Here is an 18,209-nt window from a genome sequence, read left to right as displayed (position 1 = left end):
GAGTCGGGACGCGGCCGTCAATCTACTGTAAAATCTACGCTGGCTCAGAAGTCTTGAGCAACGAACCGCGGGGGCGACCTGGTTTCGACAGGGGTTGCGAAGCGGCTAGGGCATGTCGAGGACCCGTCACCTCGTTAATCAATGGGAAAAACGTAACTGCAAACGACGATACGTTCGCACTGGCAGCCTAAGGGCCGCCGTCCTCTGCCTAGTTCACTGACGGGCTAGTGTCGCAAGACCGGTAGCAATACCGACAGAGGTCATATACGTCAGTTAAGCCTTGGCGGCGTCACGACGTCCGGGTCGAAAATCTAGTGAATCGCCGTAGTGCAGCGTGTTCGTCCGCGTCGCTAGGGTTAAATCAAATGACAGAACTAAACATGTAGAACTGGTCGTAGAGTGCTTCTGGACGCGGGTTCGATTCCCGCCGCCTCCACCAGACACCGCGTAAGCAACAGTCGTTTATAAGAAACCCCGCTAGCCTCAGGCGCGCGGGGTTTTCTATTTCCAGCCCGGCCGCGCTCTTCAGCGAGCCGCCGCAAGCGCTTTCTGTTGTGCAAGCCGCAAGGCTTCGATTGGGCTCATCACTGGTAGACCGGCGCTCGCCGGTGTCTGCTGCAAGCCGGCACCCGCGGCGGCCTGGTCGTTTTTTGCAACGGCCTGCCGATCCGCCACGACGCCTTGGCCATTGCCTGCGACAGCCTGGCCATCCCCCATGACGACCGGGTCATTTCCCGCCGCGCCCTGCCGATCCCCGACCACGCCCCGCCCCTCTTCCGCGCCAGCCAGCAACCCATTCACCCGCGCGACCTCGCCCAGGTCCAACGTCGCCGTCGCGGCTTTGAGCTGCAGCAGCGCCACAATCGCCGTATAGCGCGCCCGAATCAGATCGCGACGATTCGCGTAAAACAAATCCGCCGCCCGCAACACATCCGTGCTCGTCCGGCCGCCCGCCTTGTAGCCCACCTGCGTCGCGACCAGCGCGGCGCGCGAAGTCTGCGCGAGGCGCACCAACGCTTCGACCCGCGTGACGCCGTCATGAAAGCGCGACCAGTTCTCACGCGCCGTCGCGCCCGCCACCCGGGTTGCGCCGAGCAATTCGTCCTGCGCCTTGTCTTCGAGTGCAAGCGTTTCGTCGATGATCGCGTCCGTTTCGCCGCCCTCGAAAATCGGAATCGTCACCGACAGCATCGCCGTCGTGGTCGTCGTCGGACGGGAATAGCCGGAAGCCGCGCCTGCCGGCGTATGACTCGCCGTCAGATTCACGACCGGCAGATTCCTTGCCCGCGCCTTCTCGACTTCGAATTGCGCAATACGCCGGTCGATCTGCTTCAACTGCACCAGGTAGTCGTGAGCTTCGGCCTGCGCGGCCCAGCTGTCCCGGTTGTCGGGACTCAGGCGCGGCATCAATGCGGTATCCGACAGCCGCGACAGCCCCACAAACGGCTGCCCGGTGATCTGCTCCAGCGACAGCCGCCGCAGTTGCAAATCGCTGCGGGCATCCAGCTGCTGCACCTGGGCCTGCTCGCGCGCCGCCTCGGCTTCCCGCAAGTCGATCACGGTCGCCTCGCCCGCCGCCTGCCTGCGATGCAGCTGGTCCCTATGCTGTTCGAGCGCCGCCGTGTAGTCGTTCGCGCGCGCCAGTTCGTCTTCGGCAGCGAGTTCGTCGAAGTACGCGCGCACCGCTTGCAGAATCGCCGATTGCTGCGCGCGCGCCGCGTCGACCGCGCCGCGCGCGCCGACCAGGTCGGCCTGTCGGTAGGCCGTCCAGCGGCTCCAGTCGAAGACCGGCTGCGCCAGCGTGACGGTCCATCCGTTCTGCCAGTAGCTGTCGCGCGGAAAGCCTTCCATCGACGTGCGGTTGTACGCGCGCCCCCAGCCGCCCGCGAGTTGCGGCAACAACGCCGCGCGGGCCTTGGGCACCGCCTGCCGCGCGGCTCTGGAGCCCGCGCGCGACGCGGCCAGATCGGCGTCATGGTCGACAGCCTGTTCGGCGACCGTGAGCAGGTCGACGGCCGCCGCGGTGCTCGCATGAGCGGCGCAGGCGAGCGCGATCAACAGTCCCGACACGGTGCGCTTATTCATCGACGACCGCCTCCGCGCGCGCCTCGCACAGCAGCTCACCGTCGACCAGCCGATAGCGTGTATCGAACGCCGCCGCGAGCGACATGTCGTGCGTAATCACGACGACAGTCCGTTCGATACGCTGCAGCAGCGCAACGATCTGCCGCACCGAAGCGGGATCGAGATTCGACGTCGGTTCGTCGAGCAACAGCAGTTCGCGCTGCTGATACAGCGCACGCGCGAGCAGCAGACGCTGCCGCTGACCGGCGGAAATATTCGCGATCGTGTCGCTGATCACCGTGCGGGTGCGCATCGGCAAGCGCATCACGTCGGGCAGCAGGCCGACGTCGTCGAGCAACGCGTGGATCCGCGCTTCGTCCGCGTTGCCGGCGAACAGCGACACGTTATCCGCAATCGAGCCGTGCAGGATCAGATCGCCCTGCCGCATATGCACGGCATGGCGGCGGATTTCGTCGACCGTGAGATTCGGCCACGCGATGCCGTTCAGCATGATCTCCCCTTCCTGCAGCGGTTCGGCCGCCGCGAGCAGCTTGAACAGCGTGGACTTGCCGCTGCCCGACGCGCCGGTGATCACGATCTTGTCGCGCTTGCGAATCACGATGTTCGCGTGCTTGAGCACCGGCTGATCCGACACGCCGTAGCGGAACGTGACGTCGCGCACGTCGATGCGCTCGAAGCTGCGGACCTCGACGGTCTTATGCGCATCGCTCGGCGGCGTATAGCGCTCCGCTTCGCCGTCGACGATATCGCCGACCCGCGCGACCGGCACGCTCAGCATGAAATACTCGAACGCCGCGTTGATCGAGCGCGCGAAGCGCTCCGACAGCAACGATTTGTAGATCAGAAACGAATAGAACACGCCGACCGAGATCGCGCCGCCGAGCATCAGGCGCGCGGCGAACCAGGTGATCGCAATCATGTCCGCGTAGTTGACGAGCTTCAGGATCGCGTCGCGCGCGCTGCCCAGACGGCTGTTATGGACCACCGCCGCGAAATAGGCGCGGTACTTCGCCATGAAGATCGCGGTGCGCCGCGTCTCGCCCTGCGACAGCTTGATCAACGAGGCGCCGCGAATCGTCTCGATCAGCGTGTCGTCGCAGCGCGCCGACTCTTCCAGCACGAGCGCGTGTGTGTCGCGCATTCGCGTGAACAGCGCAAACGACACCGCGACGTACAGCACGAAGATCAGCAACGCGATCAGTGTCAGTTGCCGGCTCTGCACCAGCATCAGCCCGAGCGCGAGCGTGCCGACGACCAGGTCGATCCCGAGCGAAATCGCGGTGCGTGTGGCGTACACGCTGATCTCGTCCTGCGCCTTCACGCGCGCGAACAGATCGCCGACGTGGCGCTTCTCGAAGTACGGGATCGGATTGCTCAACAGCTTCGCCAGCAAGCCCTCGGTCATGTTCATCTGCACGAGGCCGTGCAACAGTTCGACGAGGTACGTTTCGATGTACTGACTCAGCGCGCCGACGATGAAAATGCCGGAGAACGTCAGCACCAGCACGTTGAGCAGATTCAGATTGTCGGCGGCGACCACGTCGTCGAGCACCAGATTGCCCAGGTACGGCATCGCCAGAATCGCGAACTGGCTGCCGAGCGCAATGAACATCACCTTGACGATCTGCGCGTTGAGCTGCGGATTCAGCGCGCGCACCCGCGCGAGCGCCGCCGGCACCCGCGACTTGTTGCGCATGCGCGGCATGGCCGGCGTCGGCGCGCATTCGAGCAGGTAGCCGGACACGTTGGCGACGAAGGTGTCCATCGAGATGCGGCGCCGGCCGGTCGCCGGGTCGATCACCTGCACGTAACCGCGCCCGTACTTTTCGAACACGACGAAATGGGCGCCGCCGAAGTGCATGATCGAACCGCGCTTCACGCTCGGCAGATCACCGCTGCCGAAGCGGTAGGCCTGCACGGCAAGCCCGTATTCGACCGCGACATCGTACAGGTCCATCAACGTCAAACCGTTGGCGGAGACCGGCCTGAACGCCTGCAACTCGCGCACTTCAGTCGCGCGGCCGAAGTGCGACAGCACCATCGCCAGACAGGCGTAACCGCACTCGGCGACTTCGTTCTGATAGATCGCGCGCATCGTCAACCTCGCAGCACACGGAACAGCGGTGCGAGCACCCATTCGGCGATGGTGCGGTGCTCGATCACGATGCTCGCCGTCGCGACCATGCCCGGCAGAATGTCGAAGCGCTGCCGCTCGAAGTTGAACGTGTCGCCACTCAGCGTGGCCCACGCCATGTAATCGCCGTCGGGACTGCGCGGCTCGGACGCGCCCGCCGGCGACATTGCCGAGCGCACGGTAGTGCGGGAAATCGAATCGATCCGGGCCGGGTAGCTGCCGAATTTCGCGTACGGAAACGCGTCGAACTTGAGCCGCACGATCTGCCCTTCGCGAACGAAACCGCGCCGGCGCGACGGAATGCGCAGCGCGGCGCGCAACGCGCCCTTCTCGCCGGTCGAGATGACGAGCGCGACGTCGTCGGGCACGAGCGTGCGCCCCGGCACCAGCCCGGAATAGGTCACGACGCCCGCTTTCGGCGCGGAGATCGTCGCGTCCTGGCGGGTCTGTTCGAAGCGCATGCGAATCTCCTGCAGCTCACGTGCGTGACGCGCGTCCAGTTCGTTGAGCTGGGCGCCAAGGCCCGTTTGCGTGCCGATCGCCGCGCCGAGATCCGCGCTGAGCTGCTGACGACGCGCCGCGCTTTGCGCGAGCGCGACTTTGGCCTGATGGGTATCGGCGCTCGCCTGCTCGATCCGGTCGGCGGTGACGTAGTCGGCGACCGACTCCAGCCGCGCCAGCTTGCGGCCGGCTTCGTCCGAGAGCGCGCGGTTCTGGGCCAGCTGCTCGTCGAGCGCGGAGATTTCCGCGCGCCGGCTTTGCGCGGTGAGCCGCGCGGCGTTCAGTTGCGCGGCCAGGTCGGCCTTGCGCTGCAGGTATTGCGCGTCGCTCGTGCGAATCTGTTCATCGCGGTCATGTTCGTCGAACGCCTGGCGTTGCAGCCCGTTGCTCGCGAGCGAGAGATCGCGAGCGAGGCGAAATAGCGGGGCGCCCTGCGCCACGCGCGTCGAGCGGCTCACATAAATGTCCGACACGAGGCCGCTCAGCCCCTGAATCTTGATCTCGGACGGCGACACGATTTCCGCGCGCACGTCCTGCTTCAATTCGACGTCTTGAACGAACGCGAACACGATCGCGACGCTCACGAGCGTGGAGGTCGCGTACGCGATCCAGCGCCATGAGACGTCCCTGAACTGGGGGAGATTGATTGGTTCCATAGCGTCATTGCAGCCGGGTGCCAGCCGGCGCTGTTTTCATCCCGCTGTATCTGTTCGTCTGGGGCGGACGTTGTGCCGCGCGGCTGCGTTACCGGGCGGATAAATGTCTAGCGGACCGGCGCGAACGCGTACATCGACGGATGTCCTGAAACGAGCCAGTCCGGATAGTTGTCGAGCACCGCTGTTTCGATATACCTGGCGAGCCGTTGCGGGGCGTCGGGATCGGCGAGCGGCAACGGCTCGAACAGTTCCGCGCTGAACCGGCCTTGTTTGAAGCGCAGATAGAACGGCAGCAACATCGCATTGAACGGCGCACCCAGCCGGAACACGCCGTTGTGAATGCGCGCATTGCGTCCGAAGATCGAGACGCCGACCGTTTCCATCGGGTAGCGGTGCAGCGTGAACGGCGGCACGTCGGCAAACAGCACCGCGACGCCGTTGCGCCTCAACGTTCTGGCGACGCGCAGGCCAAGCCCATTGCGATCGTCGTCGCCATAGGTGTAGAGCACGGTCACGCTGGGGATCAGCGTCTGGTCGTCGCCGTACATATCGCGCGGCACGCCGGACACCACGGAAATCGATTCGAGCCCGAGTATTTCCCGCAAGTCGTCGATCACATAAATGTTCGCGTATTGCGACACGTAGTGAAACGGCGACACGATCACGGGACGCCCCGGCACCTCGGCCTGCAACTGCCGGATTTTTGTGGCAAGCGTTGCCGCGACGTGTTGCAGGTCCGGCCACGCTTCGCTGCCGCGAGACAGACGGCCGTAGTAGATCCGCTTGTCGATCAGGCTCTCACGCAAGCCGCAGGACGAAACGTGAGTGGTGCTGAACGGCGCCAACCCCAGTACGTCACGGCCAATCTCGCAGCGCGAGATCCCGTTCCAGCGCGTGCGCGCGTCGACGAGACTGTGGATTTTCCATACGACAGCGGCAAATGGTCCGATTGCCGAAGCCGGCATGCGGGCGATCAACCCACCTTGCAGTCTGCGCTTTGCATGCGCAATCCTGTTGCGCAGCGAAGCCAGCATGACCGACGCGGCGGCCCACGACCCCATGTTTCACTCCACGTTGATGCTATAAGCCGGGGCGGTCCCCTGGGGACTTCCCCGGCGTACCCGAGCTATTAGCCCCTTACGACAGCCGCCGGCGTTGCTGCAGCAGCAACCGGCGGCTTGTTAGCCGTCTTGCAGCAGCCGCCTGCAACTGCGGATTTAGCCAGGTCATTGCGATTGATCTTTTGCATTTCACGTACCTTTTTTAGTGATTAAACGAATTAACTCGCGAGCAATACCCCCGTCTCGTCGAGCGATGCAGATCCTAACATCAAGAATTATTAATAGGTGGATATTTGCGTTTTTTTACATTCTTATCTTATATTTAAAAACGCTTTTGGCGAAAACTTGATCGAATACACGGAAAGTCCAGCGGACGTTTTTCTTTTAAATCGTCGCCCCGACCCTTCGCCAGGCGGCGTATCAGCCAGCTTGCCGCCATGCAACCCAGTTCGTTTGATAGCCGGTTTTATTAAAACTTCGTCCTGGTCAAGATAATGAATGGAATTTACTTAATAGCCATCCGCTACCCATTGATCAACACAAAATCCAATTATATAGAAGATTAATTTTCATAAAAATAAAAAGGAAATTTCCGCAAATTAAACGGAAACATCGCATTCATTCAAGATGGACCATACAAGTCAATCGCTAAAATCGTAACGACGCGAAGAGAATAAGACTTTGACATCCGACAAAGCGTCCCAATCCGCCCCAGGGATGACCCTGGCACGCGGAATATTCAGCCGCCTCGATCCGTTCATGGCTGGCAGGCGGACTGGCAGTCCGCGAGTATCCGCCCGCTGTCTATACTCAAACAACACGTTGTCAACACAGGAACCCGCATCATGCGCAAGACGATCCTTTTCCTCGCCCCGCTCGCACTGGCCGCGCTGCAACAAACCGCCTTCGCCGACCCGCCGAAGCTGGACAACGGCCGCTTCGTCACCGCGGACGGCATGACGCTGTACACGTTCGACAAAGACACCACCCCCGGCGTCAGCGCCTGCACCGGCGGCTGCATGAGCAACTGGCCGGCGGCCACGGCCAGTTCGATGGACAAACCATCAGGTGACTGGACGCTGATCCCCAGCGCTGACGGCAAACAGCAATGGGCGTACAAGGGCCATCCGCTGTATCGCTACGCAGCGGACAAGCAGGCGGGGGATGCGAAGGGAGACGGCTTCAAGGACATGTGGCACGCGGCCAAGCCCTGAGCGCCAGCCGATTGAACATCGGCCGTCAAACAGCGGCGCCGGCAGAACGCCGGCGCCGCACCGAGAGAAACCTTACTCGTCTTTAGGACACTGCAGATTGCAGCCGTTCGGATCGCCCATATCGCCGCGCTTGCGCATCGTCGATTTTTTGCCGGACTGATACTTGTCCGAAGGCGCCGACGCGGCAAACGGCATTTGCGGATGCTCGGCAAGACGGAACTGGTCTTGCAGGATGCCGCCCGGCACGCCGGGTGAATTCTGCGCGAAAGCCACCGAAGCGGTGGCGAGAAGCACACCCGCCGTCGCGGCGGCGGCACATACGTGTAGAAGAACTTTCATATCGATTCAGCGCGGCGGAGCGCGCGGTTTAGGCGGAAGCGGAAGGTTAAAGGTTATCCGAAACGGCCCTGCTGCGCAGCGCCGCACGCAGCTTGATGGTTACAGCGTCTTACGCCGCCGCTTCAGCGCGCTTCAATGCGCTTCACCGAGGCCCACCGCGAGGTCGACCAGCTTGCCGCAGTCGGTCGGATCGTAGCCTTCGAGATGCTCGACGCTGTGGTGAAACGCACTGCCGCGCAGCAAGTCGATCACCGTTGCGAGCGGCGCGCGTTCGAGATGCGCGCGGTTGCAAGCGAAGTAATAGTCTTCGTCGACGATCGGAATGAAGTCGAGCCCGAAGTGATGCGCGGCGGGCTCCACGCCGAAGCCCACATCCGCCATGCCGCTCGCGACGAACGCCGCAATCGCCGAATGCGTGAGTTCGGCCGATGCATAACCATTGACCCGCTCAGGATCGATGCCGAGTTGACGCAGAGCGAGATCGAGCAGCATGCGCGTGCCGGAGCCCGGCTGACGGTTGACGAAGCGAATGTCGTCGCGCGCGAGATCGCCCAGCCCGCCGATCCGTTTCGGGTTCCCCTTGCCGATGAACAGCCCCTGCTTGCGTCGCGTGAGATGCAGCAGCACGTGGCGCTGCGGATCGAGCCAGCGCCGGTAGGTATCGGCGCAGGCCGCGCGGAACTCGCCGAGCGGCAAATGGAAGCCCGCCAGATCGCATTCCCCGCGCGCCAGCGCGCTGACGGCGTCCGCGCTGTCGCGATACTTGATGTCGACCGGCAGATCGTTCGCGACCAGCGCGGTCACCAGCGCGGCCACCGCATAGCCGTGCGACGCGTGAATCCGCACGTCGTCGGCGGGCGGCGCGAGCCAGCGGTTCAGATCGCTCGCCACTTCGCTCGCGAGCGCCCGCATGTTGCCGTCGAGCCGCTCGCCGCACAGACGCTGCGCGCGCAATACCGCTTGCCCGAGTTCGGAGAGCACCGAGCCGCGGCCACGCTCCTTCGCGATCAGCGGACCGCCCAGACGCTCCTCGATGCTGCGCAGCAAACCCCATGCGTGCCGGTAGGACAAACCCTTAAGCGTTGCCGCCTGCGCAATGCTGCCGGATTCGTCGACGAGCGCGAGCAGCGGCACCACGTCCGACAGGCTGGCCTCACGGCCGTCCGGGCCCTTCACCATCAGTTGCGCGTGGCATTTGATTCTGATCATATATGCTGAACTCTTTCCTATTGCGTACGCCGATTTGCCCGCCTATCGTTCGGCTATCCCATGTCGAATATACGAAGCATAAGTGCACCAATTATGAATAACAAGTGCATATATGACTTCGGAGGAGCCCCCTTTGGACGATTCCCACGCCATCGCGCCGGATCAACTCGTGCAGCGTCACGCGCGGCCCGGTCTGTCGCTGCTCGCGGTGTTGCACGCGATTCAGGACGAACTCGGCTACGTGCCGCCCGCCACGGTAGCACCGCTCGCGCGTGCGCTGAACCTGTCGCGTGCGGAAGTGCACGGCGTCATCACCTACTATCACCACTTCCGCAGCGAGCCCGCCGCGCCCGTCACCGTGCAGTTGTGCCGCGCGGAAGCGTGCCGCAGCATGGGCACCGAAGCGCTCGCGCAGCACATCGAGGCGCACACCGGTTGCCGCTTCGACGCTGAACACCAGCACGGCGCGACAGTGGAACTGGAGTCGGTGTATTGCCTCGGCCAATGCGCGCTGTCGCCGGCGCTGATGCTCAACGGCACGCTGCACGCCAAAGTCACGCCGCAAAAATTCGACGCGATTTTCGCCGCCGCCAGCAAGTGCGTGGAGGTGACGGCATGACGCGCATCTACGTTCCCCGTGATTCGTCGGCGCTGGCGCTCGGCGCCGATGCGCTGGCACAAGCCATCGAAACCGAAGCGGCGCGCCGCGGCGTCGCGATCGAACTGGTTCGCAACGGTTCGCGCGGCCTGCTGTGGCTCGAACCGCTCGTCGAAGTCGCGACGGCCGCAGGCCGCATCGGCTACGCGAACGTCGAAGCCGGCGACGTGGCCGGCCTGTTCGACGCCGGCTTCGTCGCAGGCGGCGAGCATGCGCGGCGCGTCGGCGTGGTCGACGAGATTCCGTATCTGAAGAAGCAGCAGCGTCTGACTTTCGCGCGCATCGGCATCACCGATCCGCTTTCCATCGACGACTACGTCGCCCACGGCGGCCTCGAAGGCTTGCGCCACGCGTTGCAAACCGACGGCGACGCCGCCTGCGCAGCATTGATCGAATCCGGTCTGCGCGGCCGCGGCGGCGCGGCCTTCCCTGCCGGCATCAAATGGCGCACGGTGCGCGGCGCGCAAGCGGCGCAGAAGTACATCGTCTGCAATGCCGACGAAGGCGACTCCGGCACCTTCTCCGATCGCCTCGTGATGGAAAGCGATCCGTACGTGCTGATCGAAGGGATGCTGATCGCGGGCGTCGTGACCGGCGCGACGGTCGGCTACATCTATGTGCGCAGCGAGTACCCGCATTCGATCGCGACGCTCGAAACGGCCATCGCCCGCGCGCGTGCCGCCGGCTGGCTCGGCGACAGCGTGCTCGGCTCGACCGCGCATCGCTTCGATCTGTTCGTCGCGAAGGGCGCCGGATCCTACGTGTGCGGCGAAGAAACCGCGCTGCTCGAATCGCTCGAAGGCAAACGCGGCATCGTCCGCGCGAAGCCGCCGGTGCCGGCGCTCGCCGGCCTGTTCGGCCAGCCGACCGTGATCAACAACGTGATCACGCTCGCCACCGTGCCCATCATCTTCGCGCGCGGCGCGGCGTTCTATAAGGACTTCGGCATGGGCCGCTCACGCGGCACGCTGCCGTTCCAGCTCGCCGGCAACATCAAGCAAGGCGGGCTAGTCGAACTCGCGTTCGGCGTGACGTTGCGCGAATTGCTCTATGACTACGGCGGCGGCACGGCAAGCGGCCGGCCGGCGCGCGCGGTGCAGGTCGGCGGTCCGCTTGGCACGTATCTGCCGGAAAGCCAGTGGGACATTCCGATCGACTACGAGGCGTATGCGGCGGTCGGCGCGGTGGTCGGTCACGGCGGCCTGGTCGTCCATGACGACACGTCGAATCTCGCCGAACTCGCGCAGTACGCGATGCACTTCTGCGCGCTCGAATCGTGCGGCAAGTGCACGCCGTGCCGGATCGGCTCGACGCGCGGCGTCGAAGTGATCGCACGGATTCGCAACGGCGACACGTCGACGCGGCAGGTGCAGTTGCTGCGCGACCTGTGCGACACGATGGTGTCCGGCTCGCTGTGCGCGATGGGCGGCATGACGCCGTTCCCGGTGCTGTCCGCGCTCGACCATTTTCCAGAAGACTTCGGTCTCGCCAACGCGTCCACCGACGCATCCCATCACGCGCCCAAAGCGGCCGCGGCCTGACCCAGGAGCCCACCATGTCCGACATGCTCAACTCCCCCGCCGGCGGCTGCGGCTCCGGCAATTGCGCGTGCAAGTCACAGGCGCAGCAACGCACAACCCGTTCGATTTTCGACGACACCGACTACGGCACACCCGCGCGTCACGCCGACATCGACGTCACGCTCGAAATCGACGGCCAGGCGGTGACGGTCCCCGCCGGCACTTCGGTGATGCGCGCCGCGGCCGAAGCCGGCGTCAACGTGCCGAAGCTCTGCGCGACCGATTCGCTCGAACCGTTCGGCTCGTGCCGTCTGTGCCTGGTCGAAATCGAAGGCCGGCGCGGCTACCCCGCGTCGTGCACGACCCCGGTCGAAGCCGGCATGAAGGTCCGCACGCAAACCGGGCGTCTGCAGTCGCTGCGTCGCAACGTGATGGAGCTGTACATCTCCGACCACCCGCTCGACTGCCTCACCTGCCCGGCCAACGGCGACTGCGAATTGCAGGACATGGCGGGCGTGACCGGCCTGCGCGAAGTGCGCTACGGCTTCGACGGCGCGAATCACCTGACGGACCAGAAGGACGAGTCGAACCCGTACTTCACGTACGACCCGTCGAAGTGCATCGTCTGCAATCGCTGCGTGCGCGCGTGCGAGGAAACCCAGGGGACATTCGCGCTGACCATCGCGGGACGCGGCTTCGAATCGCGCGTCGCGGCGAGCGAAAACCAGCCGTTCATGGAATCGGAGTGCGTGTCGTGCGGCGCGTGCGTCGCCGCGTGCCCGACCGCGACCTTGCAGGAAAAGTCCGTCATCATGCTCGGCCAGTCTGAGCACTCGGTCGTCACCACTTGCGCGTATTGCGGGGTCGGCTGCTCGTTCAAGGCGGAGATGAAGGGCAACGAGGTCGTGCGGATGGTGCCGCACAAGAACGGCCAGGCCAACGAAGGCCACGCCTGCGTGAAGGGCCGCTTCGCATGGGGCTACGCGACGCACAAGGACCGCATCACCAAACCGATGATCCGCGCGAAGATCACCGACCCGTGGCGCGAAGTCAGCTGGGAAGAAGCGCTCAGTTACGCCGCGTCGGAGTTCCGCCGGATCCAGGAGAAGCATGGGCGCGATTCGATCGGCGGCATTACCTCGTCGCGTTGCACGAACGAAGAAACCTATCTGGTGCAAAAGCTCGTGCGCGCCGCGTTCGGCAACAACAACGTCGACACCTGCGCGCGCGTGTGCCATTCGCCGACCGGCTACGGCCTGAAGACCACGCTCGGCGAATCGGCGGGCACGCAGACCTTCGCGTCGGTCGATAAGGCCGACGTCATCATGGTGATCGGCGCGAATCCGACCGACGGCCATCCGGTGTTCGGCTCGCGTCTGAAGCGCCGCGTGCGTGAAGGCGCGAAGCTGATCGTCGTCGATCCGCGGCGGATCGATATCGTCGATACGCCGCACGTGAAGGCGTCGCATCATCTGCAATTGCGCCCCGGCACCAATGTGGCCGTGGTGAACGCGCTGGCGCATGTGATCGTGACCGAAGGCCTGATGAATGAAGCGTTCATCGCCGAGCGTTGCGAAACGCGCGCGTTCGAACAGTGGCGCGATTTCGTCGCGCTGCCGGAGAACGCGCCGGAAGCCACCGAAGCGGTGACCGGCGTGCCGGCCCAGCAGGTGCGCGAAGCCGCCCGCATTTATGCCACCGGCGGCAATGCCGCGATCTACTACGGCCTGGGCGTCACCGAACACGCGCAAGGCTCGACGACGGTGATCGGCATCGCCAACCTCGCGATGGCGACCGGCAACATCGGCCGCGAAGGCGTGGGCGTGAATCCGCTGCGCGGTCAGAACAACGTGCAGGGTTCGTGCGACATGGGCTCGTTCCCGCACGAACTGCCGGGCTACCGCCATATCGGCGACACGGTCACGCGCACGCTGTTCGAAGAAGCCTGGAACGTCACGCTGCAGCCGGAACCCGGCCTGCGCATTCCGAACATGTTCGACGCCGCCGTGCACGGCAGCTTCAAGGGCCTCTACTGCCAGGGCGAAGACATCGTTCAGTCGGACCCGAACACGCATCATGTGTCGGCGGCGCTGTCGTCGATGGAATGTATCGTCGTGCAGGACATCTTCCTCAACGAGACCGCCAAGTACGCGCACGTGCTGCTGCCCGGTTCGTCGTTCCTCGAAAAGGACGGCACCTTCACCAACGCGGAGCGCCGCATTTCGCGCGTGCGCAAGGTCATGCCGCCAGTGCCGGGTTACGCCGACTGGGAAGTGACGGTGATGCTCTCGCGCGCGCTCGGCTATGAGATGGACTACACGCATCCGTCGCAGATCATGGACGAGATCGCGCGTCTCACGCCGACCTTCCACGGCGTGTCGTACAAGAAACTCGACGAGCTCGGCAGTATCCAGTGGCCCTGCAACGAGAACGCGCCGGACGGCACGCCGACCATGCACGTCGACACCTTCGTGCGCGGCAAGGGCAAGTTCGTGATTACCAGGTTCATCGCGTCGCCGGAAAAGGTCACGCGCAAATTCCCGCTGCTGCTCACGACGGGCCGCATCCTGTCGCAGTACAACGTGGGCGCGCAAACGCGCCGCACCGAAAATTCGCGCTGGCACGACGAGGACCGGCTGGAACTGCATCCGCATGACGCCGAAGAACGCGGCATCAAAACCGGCGACTGGGTCGGCATCGAATCGCGCGCGGGACAGACCGTGTTGCGCGCGAAGGTGACTGAGCGGATGCAGTCGGGCGTGGTCTACACCACGTTCCACTTTCCCGAATCGGGCGCCAACGTGATCACCACCGACAGCTCGGACTGGGCGACCAACTGTCCGGAATACAAGGTGACCGCGGTGCAGGTGACGCCGGTCGAACAACCGTCGCAATGGCAGCAGGACTATTCGCGCTTCAACAGCGAGCAGCTCGATCTGCTGAAGCAGCGTGAGCTGGCCAACACGACGTCGGGCAAGTGAGGCGCGCGATGGACAATCAGAACCTGATCGACATGGCGAACCGGATCGGCGACTTCTTCGAATCAATGCCGGACCACGAAGAGGCGCTCGCCGGCGTCGCCGATCATATTCGCCGCTTCTGGGAACCACGCATGCGGCGCGCGCTGCTGGCGACGCTCGACGAACCGGATGCGAACGGCGTCGCGATGTCGGGCTTCGTCAAGGAGGCGCTCATCAAGCATCGCGAGCAGTTGACGCCCGCGGCGCCTTCGACAATTTAAGTCGCGGCGCTGCCTCGCGGGTCAAGCAGCGGCGCGCTGCAGGGTTCCGCTAGCGGCGCGCGCTGCGATTCAAGCAGTGGACAAGCAGCGGCAAGCAGTGGCGAGTTCGCGGTTCTCTCACGCTTCTCGCCCCTGCCACGTCGCCTGTCATCCAACGACACGACGGCCCACCTCACAGCGCCGCCTGCTCCGGTATCTCGCCCCCCACCGTGAACCACGCTTCGCAATGCCGCAGCAGGCCGTGCAGATCGGAGCCGGTACGCCCGCGCGCGCTGATGTAGCCGTCAGGCCGCACCAGATAGAACGACGGCCGCGTGCGTCCGTACGATTCGGACAACGCCGGAGCGCCGTCGCCGGTCGTATCGGTGATGCGCCAGATCCGCACCGCGCCCGGCAGCAAGCGCTCGATATCGGCGGCGAGCCGCTCCAGTTCCGGGTCCGGCGGCGGCGCATGTTTTGCGGCCGGGTCGAGCGGCGTATCGTCGACCGGCAGCGGCGGCACCAGCAGAAACAGCGAGAAGAACGCCGGATCGTGCAGATCGAAAATGCAGCCGACACCCGGCGCGCGGCCAAGCGGACCGTCCACGACATGCACCAGCGCATCGGGCGCGCGCTCGCCGGCGCGCGGGCCGCCGTCGAGCACCCGTTCGAGCGTGAGCGGACTGCGCCGGTACTGGATCGACAACTCGCTGATGGTCAAACGCGCGGCATCGCGCAGCGGACCGAGCGCGGCCAGCACCGGCATCACGCGCTCGCGCAGCAGCTTCAGCGGTCCGTGATCGGCCTCGGCCATCTGCGTGATGAAGCCGGTCTGCCGCAGCACGTCGCGCTCGATCGGATGCCGTTCGAGGTGATAGGTATCGAGCAGGCGGTCCGGCGCCGCGGCCTTCAACACGCGCGCGAGCTTCCAGCCGAGATTGAACGCTTCCTGAATGCCGGTGTTCATGCCTTGCGCGCCCGCCGGGCTGTGCACATGCGCGGCGTCGCCGGCGAGGAAGATGCGGCCGACGCGCAGCCGGTCCACCATCCGGCTATTTAGATGGAAATACGAGGACCAGGCCAGGTCCGACACGTCGACGCGTTCCCGCACGCGCCGCGCGATCAACTCTTTGCATTGCTCGAGCGAAGGCGCCGGTACGCTGTCGAGCGGCGGTTCGCCCAGCACCGCCGGAGTCGCGGGCGCGGCGACAGCGGGCGGCTCGACCGCATGATCCGCAATCAGCCGATGCCGCCCATGGCCCATCGGAAACAGCGCCACCAGACCCTCGCCCGAAGCGAAGATATGAAACTCGTCTTCGGGCCAATCGGTTTCGGCGTGCAGATCGGCGAGCAGGAAAGTCTGTTCGAAGGTCTTGCCCTCGAAGCTCAGACCCAGCCGGTGACGGATCGCGCTATGCGCGCCGTCGGCGGCGATCAGGTACGACGGGCGCATCGTTTCGGTGTGGCCGTCCGGGCGCCGCAGCGTCGCCTGAATGCTCGCGGCGCCCTGCGAAAACATCGTCAGTTCGACACCCCGCTCGATCGTCACGCCCAATGTGGCGAGATGCTCGGTGAGCAGACGTTCGGTGATGGACTGCTCGATAAACAGCAGATACGGATAGCGCGTGTGCAGCGGATCGAAGTCGAGTTGCGCGAGCCGCATGCCGTTCGAAAAGAGATTGGCGATGCGCGCGCGATGACCGAGTTCGAGAAACGGTTCGATCAGCCGATGCTGTTCGAGCAGTTCGAGCGTGCGCGCCTGGATGCCGATGGCGCGCGAATACGGGTTCGGCTGCATCGCTTTGTCGATCAGGCGCACGGGGATGTGGGCACGCGCGAGACTCATCGCTGCGGCGAGACCGGTAGGACCCGCCCCGACGATCAGCACCGGCGACGCATCGTATGCAGCAGCGTCCATGCGGCACTCCGGAAGCAACAATGCGTTCTAGTGTACGCCGCCGATGCCGCGTTCAGCGGTGCGCTGCATCAATCGCGATGCCTGCGTGGCGTTGTGTGTGGGGTACTGTGTGGGGTACTGCGCGGCGTCGCCGGGTCAAGCGGCGTGAACGCCGTCGCGCGTCGCCGTCGGCGTCAATGCGCGTGCGGCGCGTGATCCATCGCGCAACGATGCTCGGTCGTGCCGAGGTCGACTTGCAGCGTCGCATGCTGCATCGAAAAGCGCTCGCGCAATGCGACGACGATGCGGTCGAGCGACTCGTCGCCGGGATGGCCCCCCGGCATCACCAGATGCGCGCTGAGCGCGTTGCCGGTGGTCGACAGCGCCCACACGTGCAGGTCGTGCACGTCGACCACGCCGGGTTGCGCGGCCAGATAGTCGCGGATGCGTTGCAGATCGACGCCCGACGGCACGCCGTCGAGCGCGAGGCGCACCGAATCGCGCAACAGACCCCACGTGCCCGCCACCACGACCGCGACCACCAGCAGGCTCATCACCGGGTCGAGCCACATCCAGCGGGTGTAGAGAATCACGAGGCCGCTGAGCGCGACCGCCGCCGAGACGCCTGCATCGGCGGCCATGTGCAGGAAGGCGCCGCGAATGTTGAGATCTTCCTTCTGACCGCGCATGAAGAGCCACGCGGAAATGCCGTTGACCACCACGCCGATCGTCGCGACGACGAACACCGCGAGACCGGCCACCGGCGCCGGGGTCATCAGGCGTCCGAGCGCTTCGGCGACGATCACGCCGCACGCGAACAGCAGCAGCCCCGCGTTGATGAGCGACGCGAGAATCGACGAGCTGCCGTAGCCGAACGTGTAGCGCGCCGATGGACGGCGAGTGGCAAGCCACGCGGCGCCCCATGCGAGAAGCAGGCCGAGGACGTCCGAGAGGTTGTGGCCCGCGTCGGCGAGCAGCGCGGTGGAGTGCGCGAGCACGCCGTAGACCGCCTGGACGACGACGATGGCCACGTTCAGGGTGACGGCGATCGCGAATGCGCGGCCGTGGCCTGCGACTGGGGTGTGGGTGTGGTGGTGGCCGGGGTGGGTGTGGCTAGAGTGGGCGTGGCCGGTGAGACTGGGGCTGCTGTGGTTGTGGCCGCTGTGGTCGTGACCGCCGTGGTCGTGACCACTGTGGTCGTGGCCGCTGTGCTCCCGTCCGCCGAGCCCGCCCCGCTTCGCCCCACGCCCTTCGTCATCCCGGTCCGGCGTATCGGTTTTGTTCATGACGGGTCCAGAGAATAGTCGTCGACCGGCTCGGCCACATGCTCGAGCATCCCGGCGAGCATCGCGCTGATATGGCTGTCCGCGGCGCGATAGAACACCTGCTTGCCCTGGCGCTCCGCGCGCACGATCCGCGCCGCGCGCAGCCGCCGCAGATGATGGCTCACCAGCGACGGCGACAAGCCCAGACCTTCGGCGATCGCCCCCACAGCGCGCCGCCCGCCGACGCATGCCAGCACGATGCGCAAACGCGTCGGGTCGCCGAGCAGGCGAAACAGTTCGGCCAGCGGCACGACCGGATCCGCCGCACTCTCCTGACCATCCGTCAGCGACAAGGGCAAAGCGGACGCGGCAGCAGTAGAAGAAACCGGCGAAGAACCCATGGCAGACGGCATCGAATCAGGCATCCCGCCAAAACATATGAACAGGTGT

14 protein-coding genes and 1 other RNA gene are annotated in these 18,209 nt (G+C 64.9%); 6 read left to right on the top strand and 9 right to left on the bottom strand.

The genetic code is table 11. From position 1 onward, the window contains the following. Positions 1 to 69 precede the first annotated feature (69 nt). Positions 70 to 439: a transfer-messenger RNA gene (ssrA, locus tag HV744_RS19390) on the top strand. 86 nt (positions 440 to 525) lie between these two features. On the opposite strand, the gene HV744_RS19385 is transcribed toward ssrA, so the two are convergent. From HV744_RS19385 to HV744_RS19370, 4 genes are all read right to left on the bottom strand, one after another. Continuing rightward, entirely contained in the window at positions 526 to 2,085 is a 1,560-nt protein-coding gene (locus HV744_RS19385) for a TolC family outer membrane protein (protein WP_175151073.1), read from the bottom strand. Beyond that, positions 2,078 to 4,180, bottom strand: coding sequence for a peptidase domain-containing ABC transporter (locus HV744_RS19380; RefSeq protein WP_175151072.1), 2,103 nt, complete (start codon positions 4,178 to 4,180; stop codon positions 2,078 to 2,080). Before HV744_RS19380 ends, HV744_RS19385 begins: the two co-directional genes overlap by 8 nt. A 2-nt stretch (positions 4,181 to 4,182) precedes the next feature. Continuing rightward, entirely contained in the window at positions 4,183 to 5,376 is a 1,194-nt protein-coding gene (locus tag HV744_RS19375) for a beta-barrel domain-containing protein (RefSeq protein ID WP_175151071.1), read from the bottom strand. A 107-nt stretch (positions 5,377 to 5,483) separates the two neighbouring features. After that, on the bottom strand, positions 5,484 to 6,437 hold the full coding sequence (locus HV744_RS19370) for a lysophospholipid acyltransferase family protein (protein WP_175151070.1): 954 nt from the start codon (positions 6,435 to 6,437) through the stop codon (positions 5,484 to 5,486). 845 nt (positions 6,438 to 7,282) lie between these two features. Between HV744_RS19370 and HV744_RS19365 the strand changes: the two genes are divergently transcribed. Next, the gene (locus tag HV744_RS19365) at positions 7,283 to 7,651 is read left to right on the top strand and encodes a COG4315 family predicted lipoprotein (protein ID WP_175151069.1); all 369 of its coding nucleotides are present in this window, start codon (positions 7,283 to 7,285) and stop codon (positions 7,649 to 7,651) included. 72 nt (positions 7,652 to 7,723) lie between these two features. Here HV744_RS19365 and HV744_RS19360 read toward each other — a convergent pair whose 3' ends face one another. Next, positions 7,724 to 7,990, bottom strand: a complete 267-nt coding sequence (locus HV744_RS19360) for a hypothetical protein (protein WP_175151068.1) — start codon at positions 7,988 to 7,990, stop codon at positions 7,724 to 7,726. A gap of 132 nt (positions 7,991 to 8,122) precedes the next feature. Next, the gene (locus HV744_RS19355) at positions 8,123 to 9,199 is read right to left on the bottom strand and encodes a substrate-binding domain-containing protein (RefSeq protein WP_175151067.1); all 1,077 of its coding nucleotides are present in this window, start codon (positions 9,197 to 9,199) and stop codon (positions 8,123 to 8,125) included. Between the two features lie 133 nt (positions 9,200 to 9,332). Between HV744_RS19355 and HV744_RS19350 the strand changes: the two genes are divergently transcribed. The 4 genes from HV744_RS19350 to HV744_RS19335 are packed head-to-tail and all read left to right on the top strand — an operon-like array spanning position 9,333 to position 14,618. After that, complete coding sequence (locus tag HV744_RS19350; RefSeq protein ID WP_175151066.1) at positions 9,333 to 9,818, top strand: NAD(P)H-dependent oxidoreductase subunit E; 486 nt, start codon at positions 9,333 to 9,335, stop codon at positions 9,816 to 9,818. After that, positions 9,815 to 11,398 carry a formate dehydrogenase beta subunit gene (locus tag HV744_RS19345; protein ID WP_175151065.1) on the top strand — a complete coding sequence of 528 codons (1,584 nt, stop codon included), beginning with the start codon at positions 9,815 to 9,817 and terminating at the stop codon, positions 11,396 to 11,398. The genes HV744_RS19350 and HV744_RS19345 overlap by 4 nt, the downstream gene beginning before the upstream one ends. Before the next feature lie 14 nt (positions 11,399 to 11,412). Further along, positions 11,413 to 14,358: a formate dehydrogenase subunit alpha gene (fdhF, locus tag HV744_RS19340; protein ID WP_175151064.1), complete on the top strand. Its 2,946-nt coding sequence runs from the start codon at positions 11,413 to 11,415 to the stop codon at positions 14,356 to 14,358. Between the two features lie 8 nt (positions 14,359 to 14,366). Next, on the top strand, positions 14,367 to 14,618 hold the full coding sequence (locus HV744_RS19335; protein WP_175151063.1) for a formate dehydrogenase subunit delta: 252 nt from the start codon (positions 14,367 to 14,369) through the stop codon (positions 14,616 to 14,618). A gap of 172 nt (positions 14,619 to 14,790) precedes the next feature. Here the strand turns inward: HV744_RS19335 and HV744_RS19330 are convergent, their stop codons facing one another. From HV744_RS19330 to HV744_RS19320, 3 genes are all read right to left on the bottom strand, one after another. Beyond that, the gene (locus HV744_RS19330) at positions 14,791 to 16,515 is read right to left on the bottom strand and encodes an FAD-dependent monooxygenase (protein WP_175151062.1); all 1,725 of its coding nucleotides are present in this window, start codon (positions 16,513 to 16,515) and stop codon (positions 14,791 to 14,793) included. Between the two features lie 173 nt (positions 16,516 to 16,688). Then, positions 16,689 to 17,780 (bottom strand): cation diffusion facilitator family transporter, encoded by a 1,092-nt coding sequence (locus HV744_RS19325; protein ID WP_175151061.1) that lies wholly within the window; start codon positions 17,778 to 17,780, stop codon positions 16,689 to 16,691. Then, the gene (locus tag HV744_RS19320; RefSeq protein WP_246279116.1) at positions 17,777 to 18,160 is read right to left on the bottom strand and encodes an ArsR/SmtB family transcription factor; all 384 of its coding nucleotides are present in this window, start codon (positions 18,158 to 18,160) and stop codon (positions 17,777 to 17,779) included. The genes HV744_RS19325 and HV744_RS19320 overlap by 4 nt, the downstream gene beginning before the upstream one ends. Positions 18,161 to 18,209: the final 49 nt, after the last annotated feature.

It is taken from the genome of Paraburkholderia ultramafica (assembly GCF_902859915.1).
GTDB classification, from domain to species: Bacteria; Pseudomonadota; Gammaproteobacteria; order Burkholderiales; family Burkholderiaceae; genus Paraburkholderia; species Paraburkholderia ultramafica.
This window is presented reverse-complemented; position numbering and strand designations above follow the sequence as displayed.

Coding starts and splice junctions, on each gene's coding strand:
- HV744_RS19385 (WP_175151073.1), bottom strand. CDS start 2,085: ATGAATAAGCGCACCGTGTCGGGACTGTTGATCGCGCTCGCCTGCGCC.
- HV744_RS19380 (WP_175151072.1), bottom strand. CDS start 4,180: ATGCGCGCGATCTATCAGAACGAAGTCGCCGAGTGCGGTTACGCCTGT.
- HV744_RS19375 (WP_175151071.1), bottom strand. CDS start 5,376: ATGGAACCAATCAATCTCCCCCAGTTCAGGGACGTCTCATGGCGCTGG.
- HV744_RS19370 (WP_175151070.1), bottom strand. CDS start 6,437: ATGGGGTCGTGGGCCGCCGCGTCGGTCATGCTGGCTTCGCTGCGCAAC.
- HV744_RS19365 (WP_175151069.1), top strand. CDS start 7,283: ATGCGCAAGACGATCCTTTTCCTCGCCCCGCTCGCACTGGCCGCGCTG.
- HV744_RS19360 (WP_175151068.1), bottom strand. CDS start 7,990: ATGAAAGTTCTTCTACACGTATGTGCCGCCGCCGCGACGGCGGGTGTG.
- HV744_RS19355 (WP_175151067.1), bottom strand. CDS start 9,199: ATGATCAGAATCAAATGCCACGCGCAACTGATGGTGAAGGGCCCGGAC.
- HV744_RS19345 (WP_175151065.1), top strand. CDS start 9,815: ATGACGCGCATCTACGTTCCCCGTGATTCGTCGGCGCTGGCGCTCGGC.
- fdhF (WP_175151064.1), top strand. CDS start 11,413: ATGTCCGACATGCTCAACTCCCCCGCCGGCGGCTGCGGCTCCGGCAAT.
- HV744_RS19335 (WP_175151063.1), top strand. CDS start 14,367: ATGGACAATCAGAACCTGATCGACATGGCGAACCGGATCGGCGACTTC.
- HV744_RS19330 (WP_175151062.1), bottom strand. CDS start 16,515: ATGGACGCTGCTGCATACGATGCGTCGCCGGTGCTGATCGTCGGGGCG.
- HV744_RS19325 (WP_175151061.1), bottom strand. CDS start 17,780: ATGAACAAAACCGATACGCCGGACCGGGATGACGAAGGGCGTGGGGCG.
- HV744_RS19320 (WP_246279116.1), bottom strand. CDS start 18,160: ATGGGTTCTTCGCCGGTTTCTTCTACTGCTGCCGCGTCCGCTTTGCCC.